The organism is Trichocoleus desertorum AS-A10, from assembly GCF_039962155.1.
GTDB lineage: Bacteria > Cyanobacteriota > Cyanobacteriia > FACHB-46 > FACHB-46 > Trichocoleus.
The window spans coordinates 63,746-81,868 of the sequence record NZ_JAMPKN010000002.1 but is presented as its reverse complement, the minus strand read 5'-3'; the positions used below and the strand labels follow the sequence as shown (position 1 = coordinate 81,868).

Here is an 18,123-nt window from a genome sequence, read left to right as displayed (position 1 = left end):
GATAACCAACTGTGCTAAGGCACTGGTAGGGAAATCCCTAAACGCAAATCGCTGGAACGACGGGTTGACCTGTCAAGCTAAAGGCTCGCACTTCCGTAATCTTGACCTGAACCACTTGGCCTTTAAGTTCGTTGATGTCGCCGGGAAAGAAGGTAAGGCGGTTGCCACGAGTGCGACCCATGACTTGGGTGGGGTCTTTGCTGTTTTGGTCTTCCACCAAGACTTCCTCGATGCGGCCTAAATAACGCTGCGACCGCTCGGCGGCTTTGGTATTAACCAGATGATTGAGGCGTTGCAGGCGATCGCTCTTCACTTCCTCACTGAGTTGGTTGTCCCATAGGGCAGCAGGAGTGCCAGGACGTGGGGAGTAAGCGGCTGTATTAAGTAAGTCAAAACCAATTTCATCGACAAGCTTCAGGGTGCTCTCAAATTGAGCTTCGGTTTCACCAGGAAAGCCAACGATCGCATCCGCACTGATCGAGGCGTCGGGCATATAGCTGCGAATCGTGTCGATGATGCGGCGGTATTTTTCTTGGGTGTAACCGCGAGACATGGCCTTGAGAACTTCGTTATCGCCAGATTGGAAGGGAATATGGAAGTGCTCACAAACCCTTGGCAACTCAGCACAAGCTTTAATTAAGCGCTCGGTGAAGTAGCGGGGGTGGCTCGTGGCAAAGCGAATTCGCTCAATGCCAGGGACATCATGCACATAGTAGAGGAGATCGGTGAGGGTGTGCTGGTGCCGACCTTCGGGAGTCGCGCCTGGGAGATCGCGCCCGTAAGCGTCAATGTTTTGGCCCAACAACGTAATTTCTTTGTAGCCTTGCCGTCCCAGTTCCTCAATTTCAGCCCGAATCGCCTCTGGGGTGCGCGACTGCTCCACTCCACGGACTCCGGGAACCACGCAGTAAGTGCAGCGCTCGTTGCAGCCGTAGATGACGTTGACCCAAGCGGTGACTTTGCTATCCCGACGCGGCTTGGTGATGTCTTCAAAAATGTGGACTGCTTCAGTCGCCACCACTTGGTTGCCGCTGAAGACTTGCTCTAGGAGATCCTGAAGGCGATTGGCATGCTGCGGTCCCATCACCAGATCCAGTTCTGGCACTCGCCGTAACAGAGCTTCGCCTTCTTGCTGAGCTACACAGCCTGCCACTACCAAAGTTAGGTCCGGTTCTTCGTGCTTCCGCTTGGCTTGCCGACCAAGGTAGGAATAAACTTTTTGCTCTGCATTATCCCGAATGGTGCAGGTGTTGTAGAGAATGACGTTGGCCTCATTCGGGTCTTCTGACCATTGAAAACCCATGTCTTCTAGAATGCCAGCCATGCGTTCGGAGTCAGCTTTGTTCATCTGACAGCCAAAAGTGGTGATGTGATAGCGGCGAGAAGAAGTGGTCATGGTGAGCTACAGGCCAAGTAGAACAAGTGTCAAACCTTCATTATAAATTTTTGTCGGCACTCTGCCTGGAGATAGAAATTAATTCGGTGCGATCGCTAGGTAACTCTCAGCATTTCTACTCATCTAAACTTACCCACTAGTGATTCAAGGAAATGGCCCTGGGTTCGAGACCATAACCTTGCTGATAGTTCCTGAGTTTTGGCTGTTTGAGGAGAATCGGAGCAGTGCATCTTTGTAATCATGGTTTGCAGAAAAACAACTTTAAGCTTGAAGAAGTCAAGGATTTTGTGTCTGATTAATTGTAAAAAATGACACAGCTGAAAATGCTTGAGATGTAATTTTGGTTGGAGACTCTGTGATGAAATCCTCGCATTTAAAGGTATTTAAGTAATTGTAGATACTGTGATCTATAGGTTTACTAATTAATCTGCTAGAAGTTGCTTCAGAATTATCTCTTTAGAGGAATAGGTTGCCCCCATGCCTATCCGGGAAGCTGCTTCAAGCCATACTGCTACCTCTCTAAAAAAAGGAAAGAGTCAAGTTCGATCTTGGCAAAGTTTATCAACCACGTTTGAGCTGTTGTTGAACTACCGGGTTGCTGGTAGTTTTTTTGTGCTTTTTTGTGCTTGCTACTTCGTATTTTTTTGGCATCTTGATGCTCTCTCTCTGCGCACCTATGACGAGGCTAGGCGGGCAGTGAATGCTTTAGAGATGTCACTCAATGGCAATTTCATTGTCAGCTATTTTGATGGGCAACCCGATTTGTGGGGAACCAAACCACCGTTGTTGCTTTGGTTGATTGTTGCCTGCATGAAAGTGTTTGGCTACAACGAATTTGCGGTGCGTCTGCCTTCTGCGATCGCCGCCACCACAACTGTCCTAATTTTGTTTCTATTTTCTACCTTTTACTTGCAAAGCTTGGTGGTCGGAATTACTAGTGCCTTTGTCTTAATGACTAGCTATGGGTATGTGGCAGAGCATGTGGCACGAACAGGAGATTACGATGCTTTATTAACTTTATGGATTACAGTTTATTCCCTCGCTTATTTTGCCTATATCCATGCTAGTAGCTCCAGAAAGCCTTGGTGTCTTTGGTTGACAGCGATCGCGATTGTATTGGCAATGTGGACAAAAGGAATTGCTGCCTTGATTCCTTTACTGGGTCTTTTTGTTTACACAATCTATCAAAAACGGTTGGGTAAATTACTGCGATCGCCATCATTCTATGGCTCGGCAATTTTCGTGATTGGAGCTGGCTTAAGCTACTACTTGCTGCGGGAGTATTACAACCCAGGCTACCTAGAAGCAATGTTAAGTAATGAGGTGGGACGATACTCAGAGTCGGTAGAGGGACATACAGGTAACTTTTGGTTTTATCTGCAACAGATGCAGCGTACATTTATCCCTTGGCTGTATCTGCTTTTGCCTAGTTTGGTCGTCGCTCAAATCAGTCAAAAGCGATTGATTAAAGCTTTGGGAGCCTTCTGTGGTTTTTACTTGATTTGTCACTTTCTAGTTGTTTCTAGTTCTCAAACTAAATTGGCTTGGTACAACGCCCCACAATATCCGATCGCGGCATTGCTAATTGGGCTAGGAGTTGCTGAAGCTTGTCACTGGTTAATCAAATATTTACGGGTAAACCCACGTTCTAAACAACAGCTAATTGCAGGTTTGTTTGTATGCGCTTTGCTGTTTTTACCTTCTCTGAGAATGGCTCGTAAAGTGAGTGGCACCTATGTTCATTCTCGCCCTCACGACCCACCAGAAGTACAGTTGGGATATTACTTGCGTCGCCTACAAAAAACTCAGCCAGAATTAACTACATTTCAGGTGGTGGATGTGGCTAAAGGAACGGTGGGAGGACGCAGAGCCCATACGCTTTTTTATGTGAAAGCGGCTGATTTAGATCCTAAATATGCGATCGCATTGGTGACTCCTGAGCAACCTGTACCGAACAATCAAGTGGTTGTGACTTGTATTCCGGCGATCAAAACCCAACTGGTGGCGCAATACCAACTGCGTACGATTGATACGAAGGGAGCTTGTAGCGCGTTGATAGTGAAACAAGCGAAGGCTAGTTAGGGAGGCTCAGCAACCTGTCACAAATAGCATTTGCGTTTCAATTTCTTCCCAAGTTTTGGCCGAAACCCTCACGGCTGCTTGCTTGCAACGGACGAGTAGACAGTTGGCGTAGAGATAGTGTTCTAGTGCCTGTAACTCAGCGGCAGACAAATCCACCAAAGCAGCATCCAGTTTCAGGGCGTGGAGCCACACTTGGGAAAGGCGATCGCGGAATGCTTGCTGCACTTCGTAGGGTTGGCTGGTATCAGGGGCTTTGGTTTTGAGGGCATCCAGACGGGCAATTAATGGGTGAAAGTTGACGCTGTTAAACAATTGGCTCTTGCTGAACTCTTGAGCCAAAGAGTTGGTAACAGCGCGAGCTAAAGTTCGGGCAGGAATTCGGTTGAGGCTGCGAGTACGAGCACGGGCACGAGCGGGGACACAATCTAGATCCAAGTTGCGGGCTAATTCCATCGCACGAGCTAAATCGATCGCCTGCACCGGAGTGGGGGCACAAACCAGATCCAGAGTTCGCACCAGATCCAAAACGCGAGCGGTGTTGGGATGGAGTACCCGGACGAGCTCCAAGGCGCGATCGCGAGCTAAAGCGAGAAACAACGCTGAAGCCCGTTTCACCACTGGTTTTACAGTAGTCCCTGGCCCCTCCGTAATCTGGTGCGCCCATTGCAATAAGGCTTGGAGCTTAGGAGTGGTGATGTAGCGGCGAGTTTTGCGGGCCATGCGAATGAGCAACTCATCAGCACCATGCCGCATCAAGCCAGCTACCAGCAAAAACACTTCTTGCCAGCGCGGGTCGGTGAGGTGATCGGCAACCAAGCGAGCAACTTGATGATTATCGGCAATGTACTGGGCAGCGAGATATTCTTGCAGTGTCAAATGGGAGAAGGAAAATACATCTTCGGCTCGTTCGACTAAAATTCCTTGCTGAATCGCGATCGCATCCAACACGGCCTCTCCATTCAAATGTTTAGGCGCGTTTAAGTTGTCGGTTAAAAAAGTCTTAATTTGGCTGACAATTTCAGCTTGAGAGAAGAAAAGTCGGTCTGATTTGAACGCGCTATAAGCAATTTCTGACAACAAAATTTCTTCTAATTCGGTGCTTAAACCTTGATAGATTTCATCGCGTAAAATGCGCTTTTCTGAAGCCCATTCTTCTAGCAGAACTCGAAGCGCTTTGCGATAAAGTACGCTGCGATTGTTGGGGAAATTTTGAGAGCGATCGTAGACCAAGCAAAGCAACGTTAGCAGTAGTGGCGAGTGAGCTAGTTCCTTGGCAGCAGCATTTTCTGGTTTTAACAGCAACTCCCAACACTTCTGCCCAGTGCCTGCCTGTTGGTCTGCGTCGGAGCGAAACCAGTTGTGAATGAACTGCTTAATCTGAGAAGCATCAAAGTCAGCCATTGCCACATCCGTAAAGCGCCGGAAGTTATGGCGATAGGCGGCGAGACGGCAAGAGGCGATAAAACGGTTTTGGTCGTACTGATCGACAAAGTTTTGAATTTGGCAAATCGCTTCATTCAGGTTTTTGCCAGGAACTTCATCCAAACCATCTAATAAAATTAAGAGTTTGCCTTGCTCTAACAGTTGAGTCGTGGCTTCTTCGGAGTGGGGAAAGCCACAAATTTTGAATTCTTGGGCGATCGCTTTCTCGATGTTGATTTTGCTGCTAGTAAAGCTCTTGAGCTCAATCAGAACCGGGATACATTCATGCTCATAGCCACCTTGGGTTCCCTTGAGTGCTTCCAACCCCAACTTGCGGAGAAATGTGGATTTACCTGCCCCCGGACCACCCAGTACCATCAAATATTGTTTTTCATTGGCGACTCTCAGGCCATCTTGACGGCTAGATTCGCGGGGTTGAAAGCTGCGCGATCGCGTTTGGCGATAGGCTTTTTCTAGCGTTTCAATCGATTCAAACCGCCGCAAATCCCACTTGTCTAGCAATTGCACCGTCGTATAGACCGACTCTAAAGGCGCAGGTTCACGCATGCCCAAAACCTTGAGGATGCCGTGACGCTCGCCATAGTTTTGGATGTACTGAACGGAAGCTTCCGCGATCGCCTGTTTGGTTTTTTCGTCTAGGCTTTTCTTGCCCATCCAACCGAGCAGCTTGCCGCCTCCCTCCCAAACCACACGGCTGAAAATGCTAGCCAAACCCATACTGGCTGCTTGAAGGGCGATCTTTTCCAGTCCAATCATAGGAAGGTGGGAGAAGAAGTTAGAACAAGTTTGTCACATAGATGAGCGGTTGCACTAACTCAATCGTGTTAGTTGAGGCCCATACTTTCTATCTTTTCGTAGTTGTTGAGCGATCGCTGAGTGTGGGAGGGTGCTAGCGGAGAAATGTAAGTCAGCCTTGTTTATGAGTGCGCTAGTTCAAGAAGTTCGCTCCAGTTTATTGAATCTCATTGGTCAGGCAGTGGAGGCATTTCCAGGGCTGGTTCTGGCTCTGATCGTGCTGTTGTTAACTCGCTATGCTGCCAACGTGTTGCAAAACCTCACAGCTGCCACAATGGGGCGCATGGTCCGAAGTCCATCTCTGCGATCGCTGCTGATGCAAATGAGCTACGTCGCCACTTGGGTGGTGGGAGTAGTGGTCGCCAGTGTGATGGCGTTCCCCGATTTAGGCGTGGGCGACATTATTGGCTTGTTGGGGTTAAGCTCAGTTGCGATCGGTTTTGCCTTTCAAGATATCTTTAAGAATTTTCTGGCGGGCGTCTTGCTGTTGCTAAATGAACCCTTCCGCCTTAATGACCAGATTATCGTGAACGACTTTGAAGGCACGGTGGAGGAAATCACCATTCGCTCCACTCAAATTCGCACCTATCAAGGCGAGCGGGTCGTAATTCCCAACTCAATTGTCTTTACCAGCCCGATCCAAGTTCTGACTGCAATGCCCCACCGCCGCACCGATTTGGCCATTGGGGTTGATTACAATACACCTCTGCCCCAAACGATTCAAACTTTGCTACAGACGGTGAATCAAATAGACGGAGTATTAGTCAAGCCAGCGGCAGAAGTAGATATTGTGGGCTTTGGTGAAAGTTCCATTGACTTAATGGTGCGTTATTGGACGCTGCCACCGAAAGCCACAGTTCGTCGGATTCAAACCAATGTGATGATCGCATTGAAAGCAGCTTGCGATCGCGACGGTATCTCCATTCCTTATCCAATTCGTACCGTTTACTTTTACAATCAGCAGCAGTCTAAAGCAGCGTCAGTCGATGGCTTACCCAACTCAGCGATAGAGGCTAAACGCAGCGATGCTCGGCGCAGCTAACTAGATAGAAATTTAGTCGGCACTGCTGGATTGTCGCGATCGCTTGTTTGGGTTCATCTGGGCTTCTAGGAAGCTAAAGGCTTGAGAGGAAAGTAGATTTAGCACTAAGTAGACCAGGGCTACAGCGGCATAAATTTCAAAGGCGCGGTAGTTGTCGGCCACAATCAATTGCCCGCGGCGGAGGAGTTCCTCAAACCCAATCACAGAAACCAAACTCGTATCTTTTAGCAGAGTGATGAACTCGTTGCCTAAAGGTGGCAACATGCGCCGAAACGCCTGCGGAAAAACCACATAACGCAGTGTTTGTCCTGGCCCTAAACCGAGGGATTGCGCCGCTTCTACTTGCCCTACCTCAATGGATTGAATCCCCGCCCGCACGATTTCAGCTAGATACGCTGTGCTATTCAGGCTAAGAGCCAACACCGCTGCACCCAAACGGTTAAATGTAAAGGTAAAACCTAGCCCCTGAACCAAAGCTGGAATGCCAAAGTAGATCATCAAGATCTGCACCAACAACGGCGTACCGCGAAAAAAGTCAATGTAGGCTCTCGCGAACCAACGTAAAGGCCGAGAAGCAGAAAGACGCGCTAACCCCATCAACGTGCCACCGATTAACCCTAACAAAACTGAAAGCGCAGTCAATTGCAGCGTAATTAAAGCGCCTTGTAGCAGGATGGGTAGGGCTCGCGTAATAACCGCACCGGAAGTAGCGAGGGGAGCGGTTTCAGATTGAGAGGTTGAACCAGGAACCGTAGCTGTGGCAAGAGAAGGAGCCTGCGCGTTAAACCATTTGCGGTAGATCTGGTCATAGGTGCCCTTGCTAAGGATGCGAGTCAGGCCAGCGTTGATTCTGTCTAAGTTTGGCGAATTTTTGGGCGTGGCAATGCCGTAGAACTCCTCCGTTAGCAATTGGCTCGTGACCTTAATCCCGGTGAGGTTGTTGGCTTTGATCGCATACAACGTCACAGGCGCATCATTAATCACCGCACTCACGTTGCCGTTGAGTAATGCTTGCAACGCTAAGGGAGCCGAATCAAACGTGCGAATGGTTGCACCTGGAATTTTGCGGGCGGTTTCTGCGCCTGTAGTGCCAATCTGGACACCGATGGTCTGGTTCTGCAAACTAGCCAGGTCAGTCGTGTTGGTGTTGTTGGCCCGAACCGCAATCGCCAAACCTGCCTTGAAATAAGGCTGCGAGAAATCTACCGTTTGCTGCCGCTCTGCCGTGATCGTCATCGAACTAATCGCCGCATCGACGGTTCTGGCTTGCAAGGCAGGAATCAAGCCATCAAACGGCAAACTCTGGAACTCCACCCGCAACCCTTCCGCCTGCGCGATCGCCTGCATCAAATCAATATCAAACCCTTGCAGCCCACCCCCAGGCGCTTGAAACTCAAACGGTGGAAAAGCAGGTTCGGTGCCAACTCTCAGAACGTTCTGACTCTGAGCAATAGAAGCTGAGTGACCCAGCAGAATCAGCAGCAAACAACTGCAACCCAAAACCCACCGTTGCAGCCAACGTGACCTTAAAAAATTCGGCATATGTTTAGAGCTTCCACTCCCCTCCGCCGCAGTTAAAAAGCAGGATGATGGCGATCGCTAAGCTGCGCCAATCAAGAGATTGCGTCAATCTTACAAGCTGAACCGCAGAGTGTCGCTAGAATCAGCATTATTAAATGATCCGTTCCTTCTTCTGGCCCTATGGACAGCACAACCCCAGCTATCTTGTTTGAGCAGGTAGAAAAAAGCTTTGGTGACTTAAAAGTTTTACAGGGAGTCAGCGGTGCCGTCCAGCCAGGAGAAGTCGTTGCCGTGATTGGCCCCTCTGGATGTGGCAAAAGCACCCTACTCCGCTGTTTCAACCGCCTCGAAACCATCAATAGTGGGCGCTTACTCGTCAACGGCATGGATCTATCAGCACCTCGACTGAAGATGAACCAGTTACGCCACCTGCGATCGCAAGTCGGCATGGTCTTCCAACAGTTCAACCTGTTCCCTCACCTCAGCGTCCTCGAAAACCTCACCCTTGCTCCCCAAAAAGCCCTCGGCAAACCTCGCTCAGAAAGCATAGAACTCGCCCAGACCTACTTAGCCAAAGTTGGTTTAGCCCACAAAGCCACCGCCTACCCAGACCAACTCTCCGGCGGCCAAAAACAGCGAGTCGCGATCGCCCGTAGCCTCTGCATGAACCCCAGAATCATCCTCTTCGACGAACCCACTAGCGCCCTCGACCCCGAACTCGTCGGCGAAGTCCTCCAAGTCATGCAACAACTCGCCGAAGACGGCATGACCATGATCGTTGTCACCCACGAAATGCAATTCGCCCGCGAAGTTGCTCACCGCGTCCTCTTCCTCCACCAAGGCCAAATCGAAGAAACCGGCGCTGCCCGAGAGGTGCTAACTCAACCACAGAGCGATCGCCTGAGAGCCTTCTTGAGCCGAATGGGACGAGGAGAGTGAAAAGAGGAAGGATGAAAAATGAGGAAGCAGGAGACAGAAGCCAGAAATTAGAAAACAGAAGACAAAAGTGAGCCACCAGAGACCCCAGAGTTACCTCTGGAGGGGGTCTGGGGGACGCAGCCGTCCCTCAGCGGGAGTTTGAGGGCAGGTGCCCTCAAGTCTTGGTTTTGCAATAACTAACCAACCGCAACAGATGCCTTTAGCGAGAAAATCCGCTCAATCACATCCTCCACCACCTTATCCGGCGTAGAAGCTCCCGAAGTAACCCCAATCACCAACGGCCCCTCGGGTAGCCAACTCTCCGCCACCTCAATCTCCCGGTGTAAAGGCTTGTGCTCAATGCGATCGCGCGACAAAATCCGCTCCACACAATCAATGTGATAAGAAGGAATGCCCCGCTCCACCGCAATTTCTTGTAAGTGAGTAGTATTCGATGAGTTGTAGCCACCGATAACCATCATCAGGTTTACCTGCTCATCCACCAGCTTAAACATGGCATCTTGACGCTCCTGAGTTGCGTCACAGATGGTATTGAAGCTGAGGAAATGCTGATTTAACTCCGCAGGGCCATACTTCTTCAGCATCGTATGCTCAAACATCTTGCCGATCTGCTCAGTTTCGCCCTTCAGCATCGTGGTTTGGTTAGCAATCCCAATTCGCTCCAAATCTTTGTCGGGGTCAAAGCCCTGCGAGCAAGCCTTGCGGAACTTGGTTAAGAACTCCTCGCGATCGCCACCCTGCAAGATGTAATTGCAGACATACTCAGCCTCAGCCAAATTCAGCACGACCAAGTAAATTCCTGCAAACGAACTCGTCGCGATCGTTTCCTCATGGTTGTATTTGCCATGAATAATCGAGGTGTAGGTGCCTTTCTTGTGCTTCTCTACCGTGTTCCACACCTTCGACACCCAAGGACAAGTCGTGTCAACAATGGTGCAGCTTCGCTCATTCAGCAATTGCATTTCCTGCACACTGGCCCCAAACGCAGGCAGAATTACCACATCGCCTTGCGCTACCCCAGAAAAATCTTTTTGCCCCTGGTTGACTTCAATAAACTCGACCTGCATTTCCCGCAGACGTTGGTTTACTGAAGGGTTATGAATAATTTCATTCGTAATCCAAATCCGCTCGGTGGGGAAGTGCTGGCGGGTTTCGTAAGCCATTGCCACCGCTCTCTCTACTCCCCAACAAAAGCCAAATGCCTCTGCCAGCCGAATCTTTACGTCACCCCGCTGTAGCGTATAGTTGTTGTCTCGGATTTGCTGAATCAAACTGCTCTGATATTCCGACTCCAAAAGGCTGGCAACTTCGGCTTCATGCCCGAACCCCTTGCGATGGTAGTTTTCAGAACTGTTGAGTGATCGTTTGAAGGCTTTAGTATCCATTCAGCTTTATCCCTGAAGTGATGGCGCTACACCGTTTTTAATTCCCCTTGATCATAGAACGCGGTGGGAAGGATGCAGGGGTGTTGAGGGGAAGTTCTTCGGAAGGAGGAGGGAGGAAGGATGAAAAGGAGAGCCGGGAGTCAGAATATAGAGTTAGGGTTGGGCGGCTAGGGGTTCTAGTTCCATTTGGCGGAAGAGTTGTAGCGCCGATCGCCAGACTAAGTAACCTTGAGAACTTAAGTGCAAACCATCGGTCGTGAATTCAGACCGTAAATTGCCTTGGGCATCTGTAAACAGCGGATGTAAGTCGAGAAAATGCACCCCTGACTCCTCAGCGATCGCCTTTAGCTCCTGATTTAGCTCCCGAATGCGATCGTTGGAAATGGCTTTGAGTCGTTCTTTGCCTTGCCAAGTCGCGTGATCGCCTGCGTGCGGCAATATAGACTGCAAGACAACTTGGGCTTGGGGATGCACCTGTTGTAAGTCGTAAATAATCTGCCGCTGATTTTCGAGTAATTCGGCATCGCCAACCCCTCGAATCAGGTCATTAATACCAATGAGAACAAAAATAGTTTCTGGCTGGGCTTCATCAAATAACTCTAGACGGCGGAGTAGCCCGGCGGAAGTCTCTCCAGAAATACCTTGATTGAGCCAGTTTTGCTGAGTTGGTAGCAAATCGGGTGGAAACCAGAGGCTCAAAGAATCTCCAGCCAGAATATTCAGGTGCTTGGGATGGTCTGCTGCTGCCGCATTAGCTTCTTGTTGCAAGAGAGCCAGCCATTGCTCATAGGTGAGTTGATGACGCGCTCCTAACTCTGGTGGTGCAGAAGCCGTGGGACGCGGTGGCTGGCTTTGGGTTGCAGCAGCACTAGCTTTCGCCAGTGACGGCAAGCGGTGGCCTCGAAGCAGCAGCAGCACAGTCAATAGCAGAAGGCTATTCGCTGCGAGTGACAGCAAGGCCCAAGCAGGAACGATTTTTCGAGAGCGAGTAGGCACTGAAGCAAACTCAACGTCGTTTTGAATCAGATTGTAGTCGCAATCTGGTATTCGTCCAAAAAATTGGGACTACTCCCTGTTGTAGCTGAGTCCAGAGGCAAATTCTTGGCCGTAGCCTTCTTCCCCATGTTCGTTGACGTCCAAACCTTGGTCTTCCACTACAGGCTTAACCCGTAGATCCATGACCAAGCTGAGGAGTTTCAAGATCACAAAGGTACCAACCCCCGCAAAGATGTAGGTGACGACCACTCCCACAATCTGCTCCCATAACTGAACAGGATTGCCGAAGAACAAGCCATTGTCACCCAGTTCGTTAACGGCTTTAGTGGCAAAGAAGCCTGTCAGAATTGCTCCAATGGTGCCACCTAAACCGTGGATGGGGAAAGTGTCTAAAGAATCGTCAAACTGAAGTTTGGCGCGGAGGCTAACCGCGAAGAAGCAGCAAACAGCAGTAATGGAACCAATCAGAAGTGCACCAATGGGTGTAACGAACCCTGCTGCTGGAGTTACACCGACTAAACCTGCCAAGAAACCACTAGCGATACCAATGGCAGTCGGTTTGCCACGGAGTAGCCATTCTACAATCACCCAAGTCAGTCCACCAGCGGCGCTAGACACCATCGTTGCCACAAAAGCAACCGTTGCTAAAGCACCAGCACCTAGGGCGCTACCCGCGTTGAAACCAAACCAACCAAACCAAAGCAAACCAATGCCGAGTAGCACGTAGGGCACGTTGTGAGGAGCGGCAGGCTGCACAGGGTAAGTTTTCCGAGGACCGAGCACCCAAACCGCAACAAGCGCAGAGACACCAGAGCTGATGTGAACGACCGTGCCACCAGCGAAGTCAAGTGCTCCCATCGCACCAATCCAACCCTTACCCCAAACCCAGTGAGCGAGGGGCGAGTAGATCAGGGTAGACCACAGCGCCACGAACCAGAAGTAAGCTTTGAAGCTCATCCGCTCCACGATCGCACCAGAAATTAAAGCGGGCGTGATGATGGCAAACATCATCTGATAGGCCATGAAGAGTTGGTGCGGAATGGTGGTGGCATAGCCCACAGGGTCGGGGTCTGTGCCGACGCCATTCAAAAATAGCCAATTCAGGCTACCAATGATGGGATTTGCTGTAAATGCAGGCTCAGCTCCAGGGGTAATGGAGGTAGGAGCAAAGGCAAGGCTGTAGCCCCAAAGGACCCAGGTGACGCCGACAACGCCCATGAGGATCAAGCTCATCATCATGGTATTGAGCACGTTGCGCGATCGCACCAATCCTCCGTAGAAGAAGGCTAAGCCTGGAGTCATCAATAATACTAATGCTGACGAAACAAGCACGAAGGCTGTGTCGCCTGTATCAATAGGATTTGCGTCCGCTTCCTGGGCTAGAGCCGTTCCCATTAAGGGACCACTCAGAAGCCACAGAGCGATCGCTCCAATCATCAAACCTTTCTTCAACACTTGTGTTAGCCCTTCCACGTCAAGAGAAATGAATTTGATTGCACCAATTTTTGATGAGTCAGTTCTGTATCAAGGTATACAAAAATCTTCTGTAGCAAATAATTAGTGAAGATTCAGTAGAAATTTATATCGTGGTGACGATTTACTCCTGACAGCTAAAAGCTGCCTACCTCTGTTTCTTGAAGATCGCGATCGCGGTATTTTTCGTCAAGAGAACTCCATAGAAAAGAGCTGCTAAGGCTCACCTTTAGCAGCTCTAAGCTCTTGACAGAAGGTATAACTAAGCTGATTTAGCAATCAATTAAGTTAGCTAAATTTAGAAAGCTCAATCTCAGCGAATGGTGCTACCAGTCATGCCGCCCGCATCTTTGAGGAACCCACTGTACGCTTCCATACCGTGCTCACCAATATCCAGACCCTTGAGTTCTTCTTCTGGCGAGACGCGGATGCCCAAGGTTGCCTTGAGAGCGAACCAGAAGATAGCGGAGAGAATTCCGATGGTCAAGGCAATAGCAGCGGTGCCTAAGAGTTGCAGGCCTAGTTGATTCAGCCCGCCGCCTAGTAGGAAGCCTGTGCTAGGACCAGCGGTATAGAGGATATCTTGACCCACTTTGACATTGGGACCCACGGCAAACAGACCCACGGCGATCGTGCCCCAAACACCGTTGACTAAGTGAACCGAGATCGCGCCTACAGGGTCATCAATTTTTAGACGGTCGATCCAGAGAACGGCAAATACAACCATCACTCCACCGATCGTGCCGATGATGGCAGATGCCCAAACTGGAATAAAGGCGCAAGAAGCTGTGACTGCCACTAATCCTGCCAGGATGCCGTTGATCACCATTGAGAGATCAGGCTTGCCTAAGACGAACCAGGCGGTGATGGTCGCAGCCAAACCACCAAAAGCAGCAGCAAGATTGGTGGTCATGGCAATGTGGCCGATTTGCCAGGTGATGCTCATGGTGGAGCCTGGGTTAAAGCCAAACCAACCTAGCCAGAGAATTAAACAACCCAGAGTGGCGATCGCAATGTTATGTCCTGGCATGGCATTGGAACTGCCATCTTCGTTGTACTTGCCAATGCGGGGTCCCAAGATTGCCGCACCCAGCAGTGCAGCCCAACCACCCACAGCATGAACTACGGTTGAGCCTGCGAAGTCCCAGAAACCCAGGTCGGCGAGCCAGCCACCACCCCAAATCCAGTGTCCTGTTAGGGGATACGCAACTCCAACTAGCAACAAGCTAAAGATTAAAAAGTCAATGAACTTAATTCGTTCTGCCACCGCACCGGAAACGATGGTAGCAGCAGTGCCAGCAAAGGCAAGTTGGAAGAAGAATTTTGCCAACAGCGGGACACCTGCCCAGTTCAGCGAACCATAGGCTCCTTGGTAGGCATCCAGGGTGGCTGGGCTATTGTCAACACCAGAGAGGAAAAAGACGCCATCGGTACCAATAAACTCGCTACCACCGCCAAACATCAAGCCGAAGCCCGCGACCCAAAAAGCAATGGTAGACATGGCAAAGACGATTAAGTTTTTAGCCAAAACGTTAACCGCATTTTTCTGGCGACAGAAGCCAGTTTCTAGCATGCAGAAGCCAGCATTCATAAAGAAAACCAGCATTGCAGCTACCATTACCCACATTGTGTCTAAGCCCACTTTTAGGTCAGACGTCGCCTTAGCTACATCTGTCAAGTTAGGAGCGGTTTGAGCGACACCCGCGTAGCCCCAAGCCAGCACAATGACGAGGGCTAAAGGAATGCAGGCTTGCCAGCTCGGCGAGAGCATTTTGGCGTACCAGTTAGGAGAAAACCACTTGGCCGCTTTCGGTAAGGACAGCTGTCTATGTCTGCCCCGCGACTTCTTGGTGAGCATTAGTTTTGACATTGCCAGTGAATGATTCCTTTGTGAACTAAGGCAGTGAACTCGCACAGGAAAGTACAGCCTGACTGCGAGCAAAGCCACCCTCAACTTTGCTACGAGCAGACTGCGAGAAAGAATCGACAATTGCGCCGCTCCAAGAGCCGGACGCCTAACTAGAAAAACTTAAAGATCTTGGTTAGGAAGTAAAAATGATTGCACCAATTTCAGGGCAGTTCGTTCTGTATCCGATGTAACAATTTCGTATTTGGTTCACCTTTTGGGGTGGTTAATTTTGCAGTTAAGCTCTCTAACAGGCGATCGCGCTGATTCCGCCTGCTTGTTTCACTTAGGCCAAAACTATAAATCCAGGAATTCGATGAGGCAGTTGACAAAATACTAGATTATCAATACATTTGTACTAAGTGTTACCTCATCACTCCTTTAGGAGCTGGCCCCCAACGACCTCTGGGGGCTATTTTTTTAGAGATATGTGCTGCTGAATACTCAAAATAGAACTCACTCCATTAAAATAGTAAGCGTGCTAAGTAATGCCACTTGGAGCTGCAATGACCTCTTCCCCTGCCAAGCAAAAGTTACCTAAGGAATGGCAGGAAGTATTGGCTCCCCACGGCTTGGGCTATCGCATCAAGCTACTCTCTCAGCTCTTGAGCCGTAAGTTTCAAGAACGCCTAGAACCTCTGGGACTGACTCCCTTTCACTGGGTGGTGCTGTGTTGTCTTTGGGAAGAAGATGGCTTGGCAACTTCCAGCATCAGCGAGAAACTGCAACAAGTGGGTGGAACTTTAACTGGCGTTCTAGACCGCATGGAAGAGCGAGGGCTAATCCGGCGAGAACGAGACTCTCAGGATCGGCGAATCTGGCGAATTTGGTTGACAGATGCAGGCAAACAGTTGCATGAAGTGTTGCCTCCGATCGCAGTGGAAATTCGCGACAGTGCCTTAGTTGGAATTTCGTCATCAGAGCGGCAGCAGTTCTCAAACTTACTAGACCAGATGATTACTAATATTTCCTAGGTAAAAAATATTTTTTAGATAGAAACAATTGACTGAGTACCAGGACCTCTACCAAATGGGTCCAACAGATTCTGGCCAAAGTTAGATTCAATCCACGCAGCATTTTAGGATATGAGTTTTGTATTGCGTTTGGGAGTCTGCTGAAGCGACGGTTGATTTCCACTAGAGTTTGCTGTGAACTGTGCTGTAGGTAGAGTTCTGGCGAACAACCAGTTAGTAGCTTGAGTAAAGCAGTCAGCGTTAGAGACTAGGACAATCAAGCATGAGGCTGGACACCAGAAGACTCAACTCGATCTTTCGAGCTTTAGAGTCAAGAAACTACCGTCTATTTTTTGCAGGGCAGGGTTTGTCATTAATCGGCACCTGGATGACCCAGACCGCTACAATTTGGCTGGTGTATGACCTAACTAATTCTGCTCTGCTGTTGGGGGTCGTGGGTTTTGCTCAACAAATTCCTAACTTTCTGCTGACTCCTTTTGCTGGTGTATTTGTCGATCGCTGGAATCGGCATCGCACGCTGTTGATTACTCAAGTTTTGGCAATGATCCAGTCGCTGGCGTTAGCAACTTTAGCCCTGACTGGCACCATTCAAATTTGGCAGATTATTGCCTTGAGTGTATTTCAAGGGTTTATCAATGCCTTTGATATGCCAACTCGCCAAGCGTTTGTAGTAGAGATTGTCGAGAAAAAAGGAAACCTGGGTAATGCGATCGCCTTGAATTCTTCTGTGTTTAGTGGGGCGCGGTTGATTGGCCCTGCGATCGCTGGCTTTGTGATTGCCGCCGTAGGCACTGGGGCTTGCTTTCTAATTGATGGCATTAGCTATATCGCTGTAATCACGGGATTGTTGGCGATGCGATTACCAGCTAGGTCAGTCAAGCTGAATGCAAGCAAAGAACCTATCTGGCAAAAGCTAACCGAGGGCTTCACCTACGCCTTTGGATTTCCACCTATCCGCTCCCTGTTGTTGCTTATTGCCTTAGTCAGCTTCATGGGTATGCCCTACACTGTTCTAGCCCCTATTTTTGCAACTGAAATTCTACAGGGTGGCCCTCAAACGTTGGGATTTCTCATGGCCGCTTCTGGATTGGGGGCGTTGATGGGGGCTATTTATCTAAGTTCGCGGCGAACCATCATTGGTCTGGGCAAAATCATTGCTACTGCCCCTGCTGTGTTTGGCTTAGCGCTGATTGTTTTTGCTCTGTCTCACGTCCTGTGGTTGTCCTTACTGGCGCTGCTGTTTGTAGGCGCAAGCTTAATTTTACAAGCGACCTCTAGCAATACGATTCTGCAAACGATTGTGGATGAAGATAAGCGAGGTCGTGTGATGAGTTTCTATACCGTTGCCTTCATTAGTATGGTGACGTTTGGCAACTTAGCAGCAGGTAGCTTGGCCAGTCAGATTGGAGCTGCCAATACATTAGTAATTGGTGGGTTGTTCTGTATTTTGGGGTCTTTGTTGTTTACCAGACAGCTACCCGCGTTACGAAAATTAGTTCGACCGATTTACCTACGCATGGGTGTGCTTTCTAAAGCTCACTAGCGAGCGCGGATTTCTCGGAGGATTTTGGTAGCTAGAATCCTTAAAAATTAAGTACCTGTACTGAAACGCTCAATAAATTAGTTGATTGCATTGATTAAAAACATAAATTTGAGCGATCGCTACTTACGTATTTTCTTAACACTGGTACTCATGGGTTACACCACTACTGAGAGCATAAGTCAGTACCGTATTTACTATTAAATTTCTTGCTTTTGCTGCATCAAGATAGATGATCTTCAAGCCACTTCTAGCAACCTGAATCGATAGAAAATTGGTTAGTAGCCTGCATAATCTGATTGCAGTATTTTGTTTCAAAATGTTGCTCAATCAGCAATGCAGCAATATTTGAATTTATCCAGCAGTTAATACTGACAGTACACCAGCTAACGATTAGAGCAATTTTTCTAAGTCAGCTCAGATGGGTAAATGGTCAACTTAAAAACTCTTGCTAGGTGCAAAGTTTTAGTAAAGATCTAAAAACTATGATTGCACCCGTCTAGTCTATGAGTAGTCTAGAACTGGAAGTTAAGCCTTGTATGTCGCAAAGATGAGTGGTAGAACCAATTCTCTAGCGTTACTCTTAGTTCGAGGTAGCAAAGGTACAAGCGATCGCGCTTTTAAGGTCAGG

The 18,123-nt window shown here is 49.1% G+C and carries 12 protein-coding genes; 5 read left to right on the top strand and 7 right to left on the bottom strand.

Features of this window, described 5'->3' with window-relative positions:
• Positions 1–37 precede the first annotated feature (37 nt).
• Positions 38–1,396, bottom strand: coding sequence for a tRNA (N6-isopentenyl adenosine(37)-C2)-methylthiotransferase MiaB (miaB, locus tag NDA01_RS04165; RefSeq protein WP_348226996.1), 1,359 nt, complete (start codon positions 1,394–1,396; stop codon positions 38–40).
• 612 nt (positions 1,397–2,008) lie between these two features.
• On the opposite strand from miaB, the gene NDA01_RS04160 reads away from it, so the two are divergent.
• A complete protein-coding gene (locus NDA01_RS04160) occupies positions 2,009–3,478 on the top strand; it encodes an ArnT family glycosyltransferase (protein WP_348226995.1) in 1,470 nt (489 codons plus the stop codon).
• Between the two features lie 6 nt (positions 3,479–3,484).
• On the opposite strand, the gene NDA01_RS04155 is transcribed toward NDA01_RS04160, so the two are convergent.
• Entirely contained in the window at positions 3,485–5,677 is a 2,193-nt protein-coding gene (locus NDA01_RS04155) for an NACHT domain-containing protein (protein ID WP_348226994.1), read from the bottom strand.
• 163 nt (positions 5,678–5,840) lie between these two features.
• Here NDA01_RS04155 and NDA01_RS04150 point away from each other — a divergent pair, with 163 nt between their 5' ends.
• Complete coding sequence (locus NDA01_RS04150; RefSeq protein ID WP_348226993.1) at positions 5,841–6,758, top strand: mechanosensitive ion channel family protein; 918 nt, start codon at positions 5,841–5,843, stop codon at positions 6,756–6,758.
• 12 nt (positions 6,759–6,770) lie between these two features.
• Here the strand turns inward: NDA01_RS04150 and NDA01_RS04145 are convergent, their stop codons facing one another.
• Positions 6,771–8,300 carry an ABC transporter permease subunit gene (locus tag NDA01_RS04145; protein WP_348226992.1) on the bottom strand — a complete coding sequence of 510 codons (1,530 nt, stop codon included), beginning with the start codon at positions 8,298–8,300 and terminating at the stop codon, positions 6,771–6,773.
• 159 nt (positions 8,301–8,459) lie between these two features.
• Here NDA01_RS04145 and NDA01_RS04140 point away from each other — a divergent pair, with 159 nt between their 5' ends.
• Positions 8,460–9,218 (top strand): amino acid ABC transporter ATP-binding protein, encoded by a 759-nt coding sequence (locus tag NDA01_RS04140; protein ID WP_348226991.1) that lies wholly within the window; start codon positions 8,460–8,462, stop codon positions 9,216–9,218.
• A gap of 176 nt (positions 9,219–9,394) precedes the next feature.
• Here the strand turns inward: NDA01_RS04140 and NDA01_RS04135 are convergent, their stop codons facing one another.
• The 4 genes from NDA01_RS04135 to NDA01_RS04120 all read right to left on the bottom strand — a co-directional run bounded on the left by NDA01_RS04135 (position 9,395) and on the right by NDA01_RS04120 (position 14,942).
• Positions 9,395–10,603 (bottom strand): 4-hydroxy-3-methylbut-2-enyl diphosphate reductase, encoded by a 1,209-nt coding sequence (locus NDA01_RS04135; protein ID WP_348226990.1) that lies wholly within the window; start codon positions 10,601–10,603, stop codon positions 9,395–9,397.
• 153 nt (positions 10,604–10,756) lie between these two features.
• Positions 10,757–11,599 (bottom strand): SGNH/GDSL hydrolase family protein, encoded by an 843-nt coding sequence (locus tag NDA01_RS04130; RefSeq protein WP_348226989.1) that lies wholly within the window; start codon positions 11,597–11,599, stop codon positions 10,757–10,759.
• 69 nt (positions 11,600–11,668) lie between these two features.
• A complete protein-coding gene (locus tag NDA01_RS04125; protein ID WP_431193314.1) occupies positions 11,669–13,054 on the bottom strand; it encodes an ammonium transporter in 1,386 nt (461 codons plus the stop codon).
• A gap of 331 nt (positions 13,055–13,385) precedes the next feature.
• Entirely contained in the window at positions 13,386–14,942 is a 1,557-nt protein-coding gene (locus tag NDA01_RS04120) for an ammonium transporter (protein ID WP_348226988.1), read from the bottom strand.
• 542 nt (positions 14,943–15,484) lie between these two features.
• On the opposite strand from NDA01_RS04120, the gene NDA01_RS04115 reads away from it, so the two are divergent.
• Positions 15,485–15,952: a MarR family winged helix-turn-helix transcriptional regulator gene (locus tag NDA01_RS04115; RefSeq protein WP_190556058.1), complete on the top strand. Its 468-nt coding sequence runs from the start codon at positions 15,485–15,487 to the stop codon at positions 15,950–15,952.
• 262 nt (positions 15,953–16,214) lie between these two features.
• Positions 16,215–17,495 carry an MFS transporter gene (locus tag NDA01_RS04110; protein WP_348226987.1) on the top strand — a complete coding sequence of 427 codons (1,281 nt, stop codon included), beginning with the start codon at positions 16,215–16,217 and terminating at the stop codon, positions 17,493–17,495.
• Positions 17,496–18,123 lie beyond the last annotated feature (628 nt).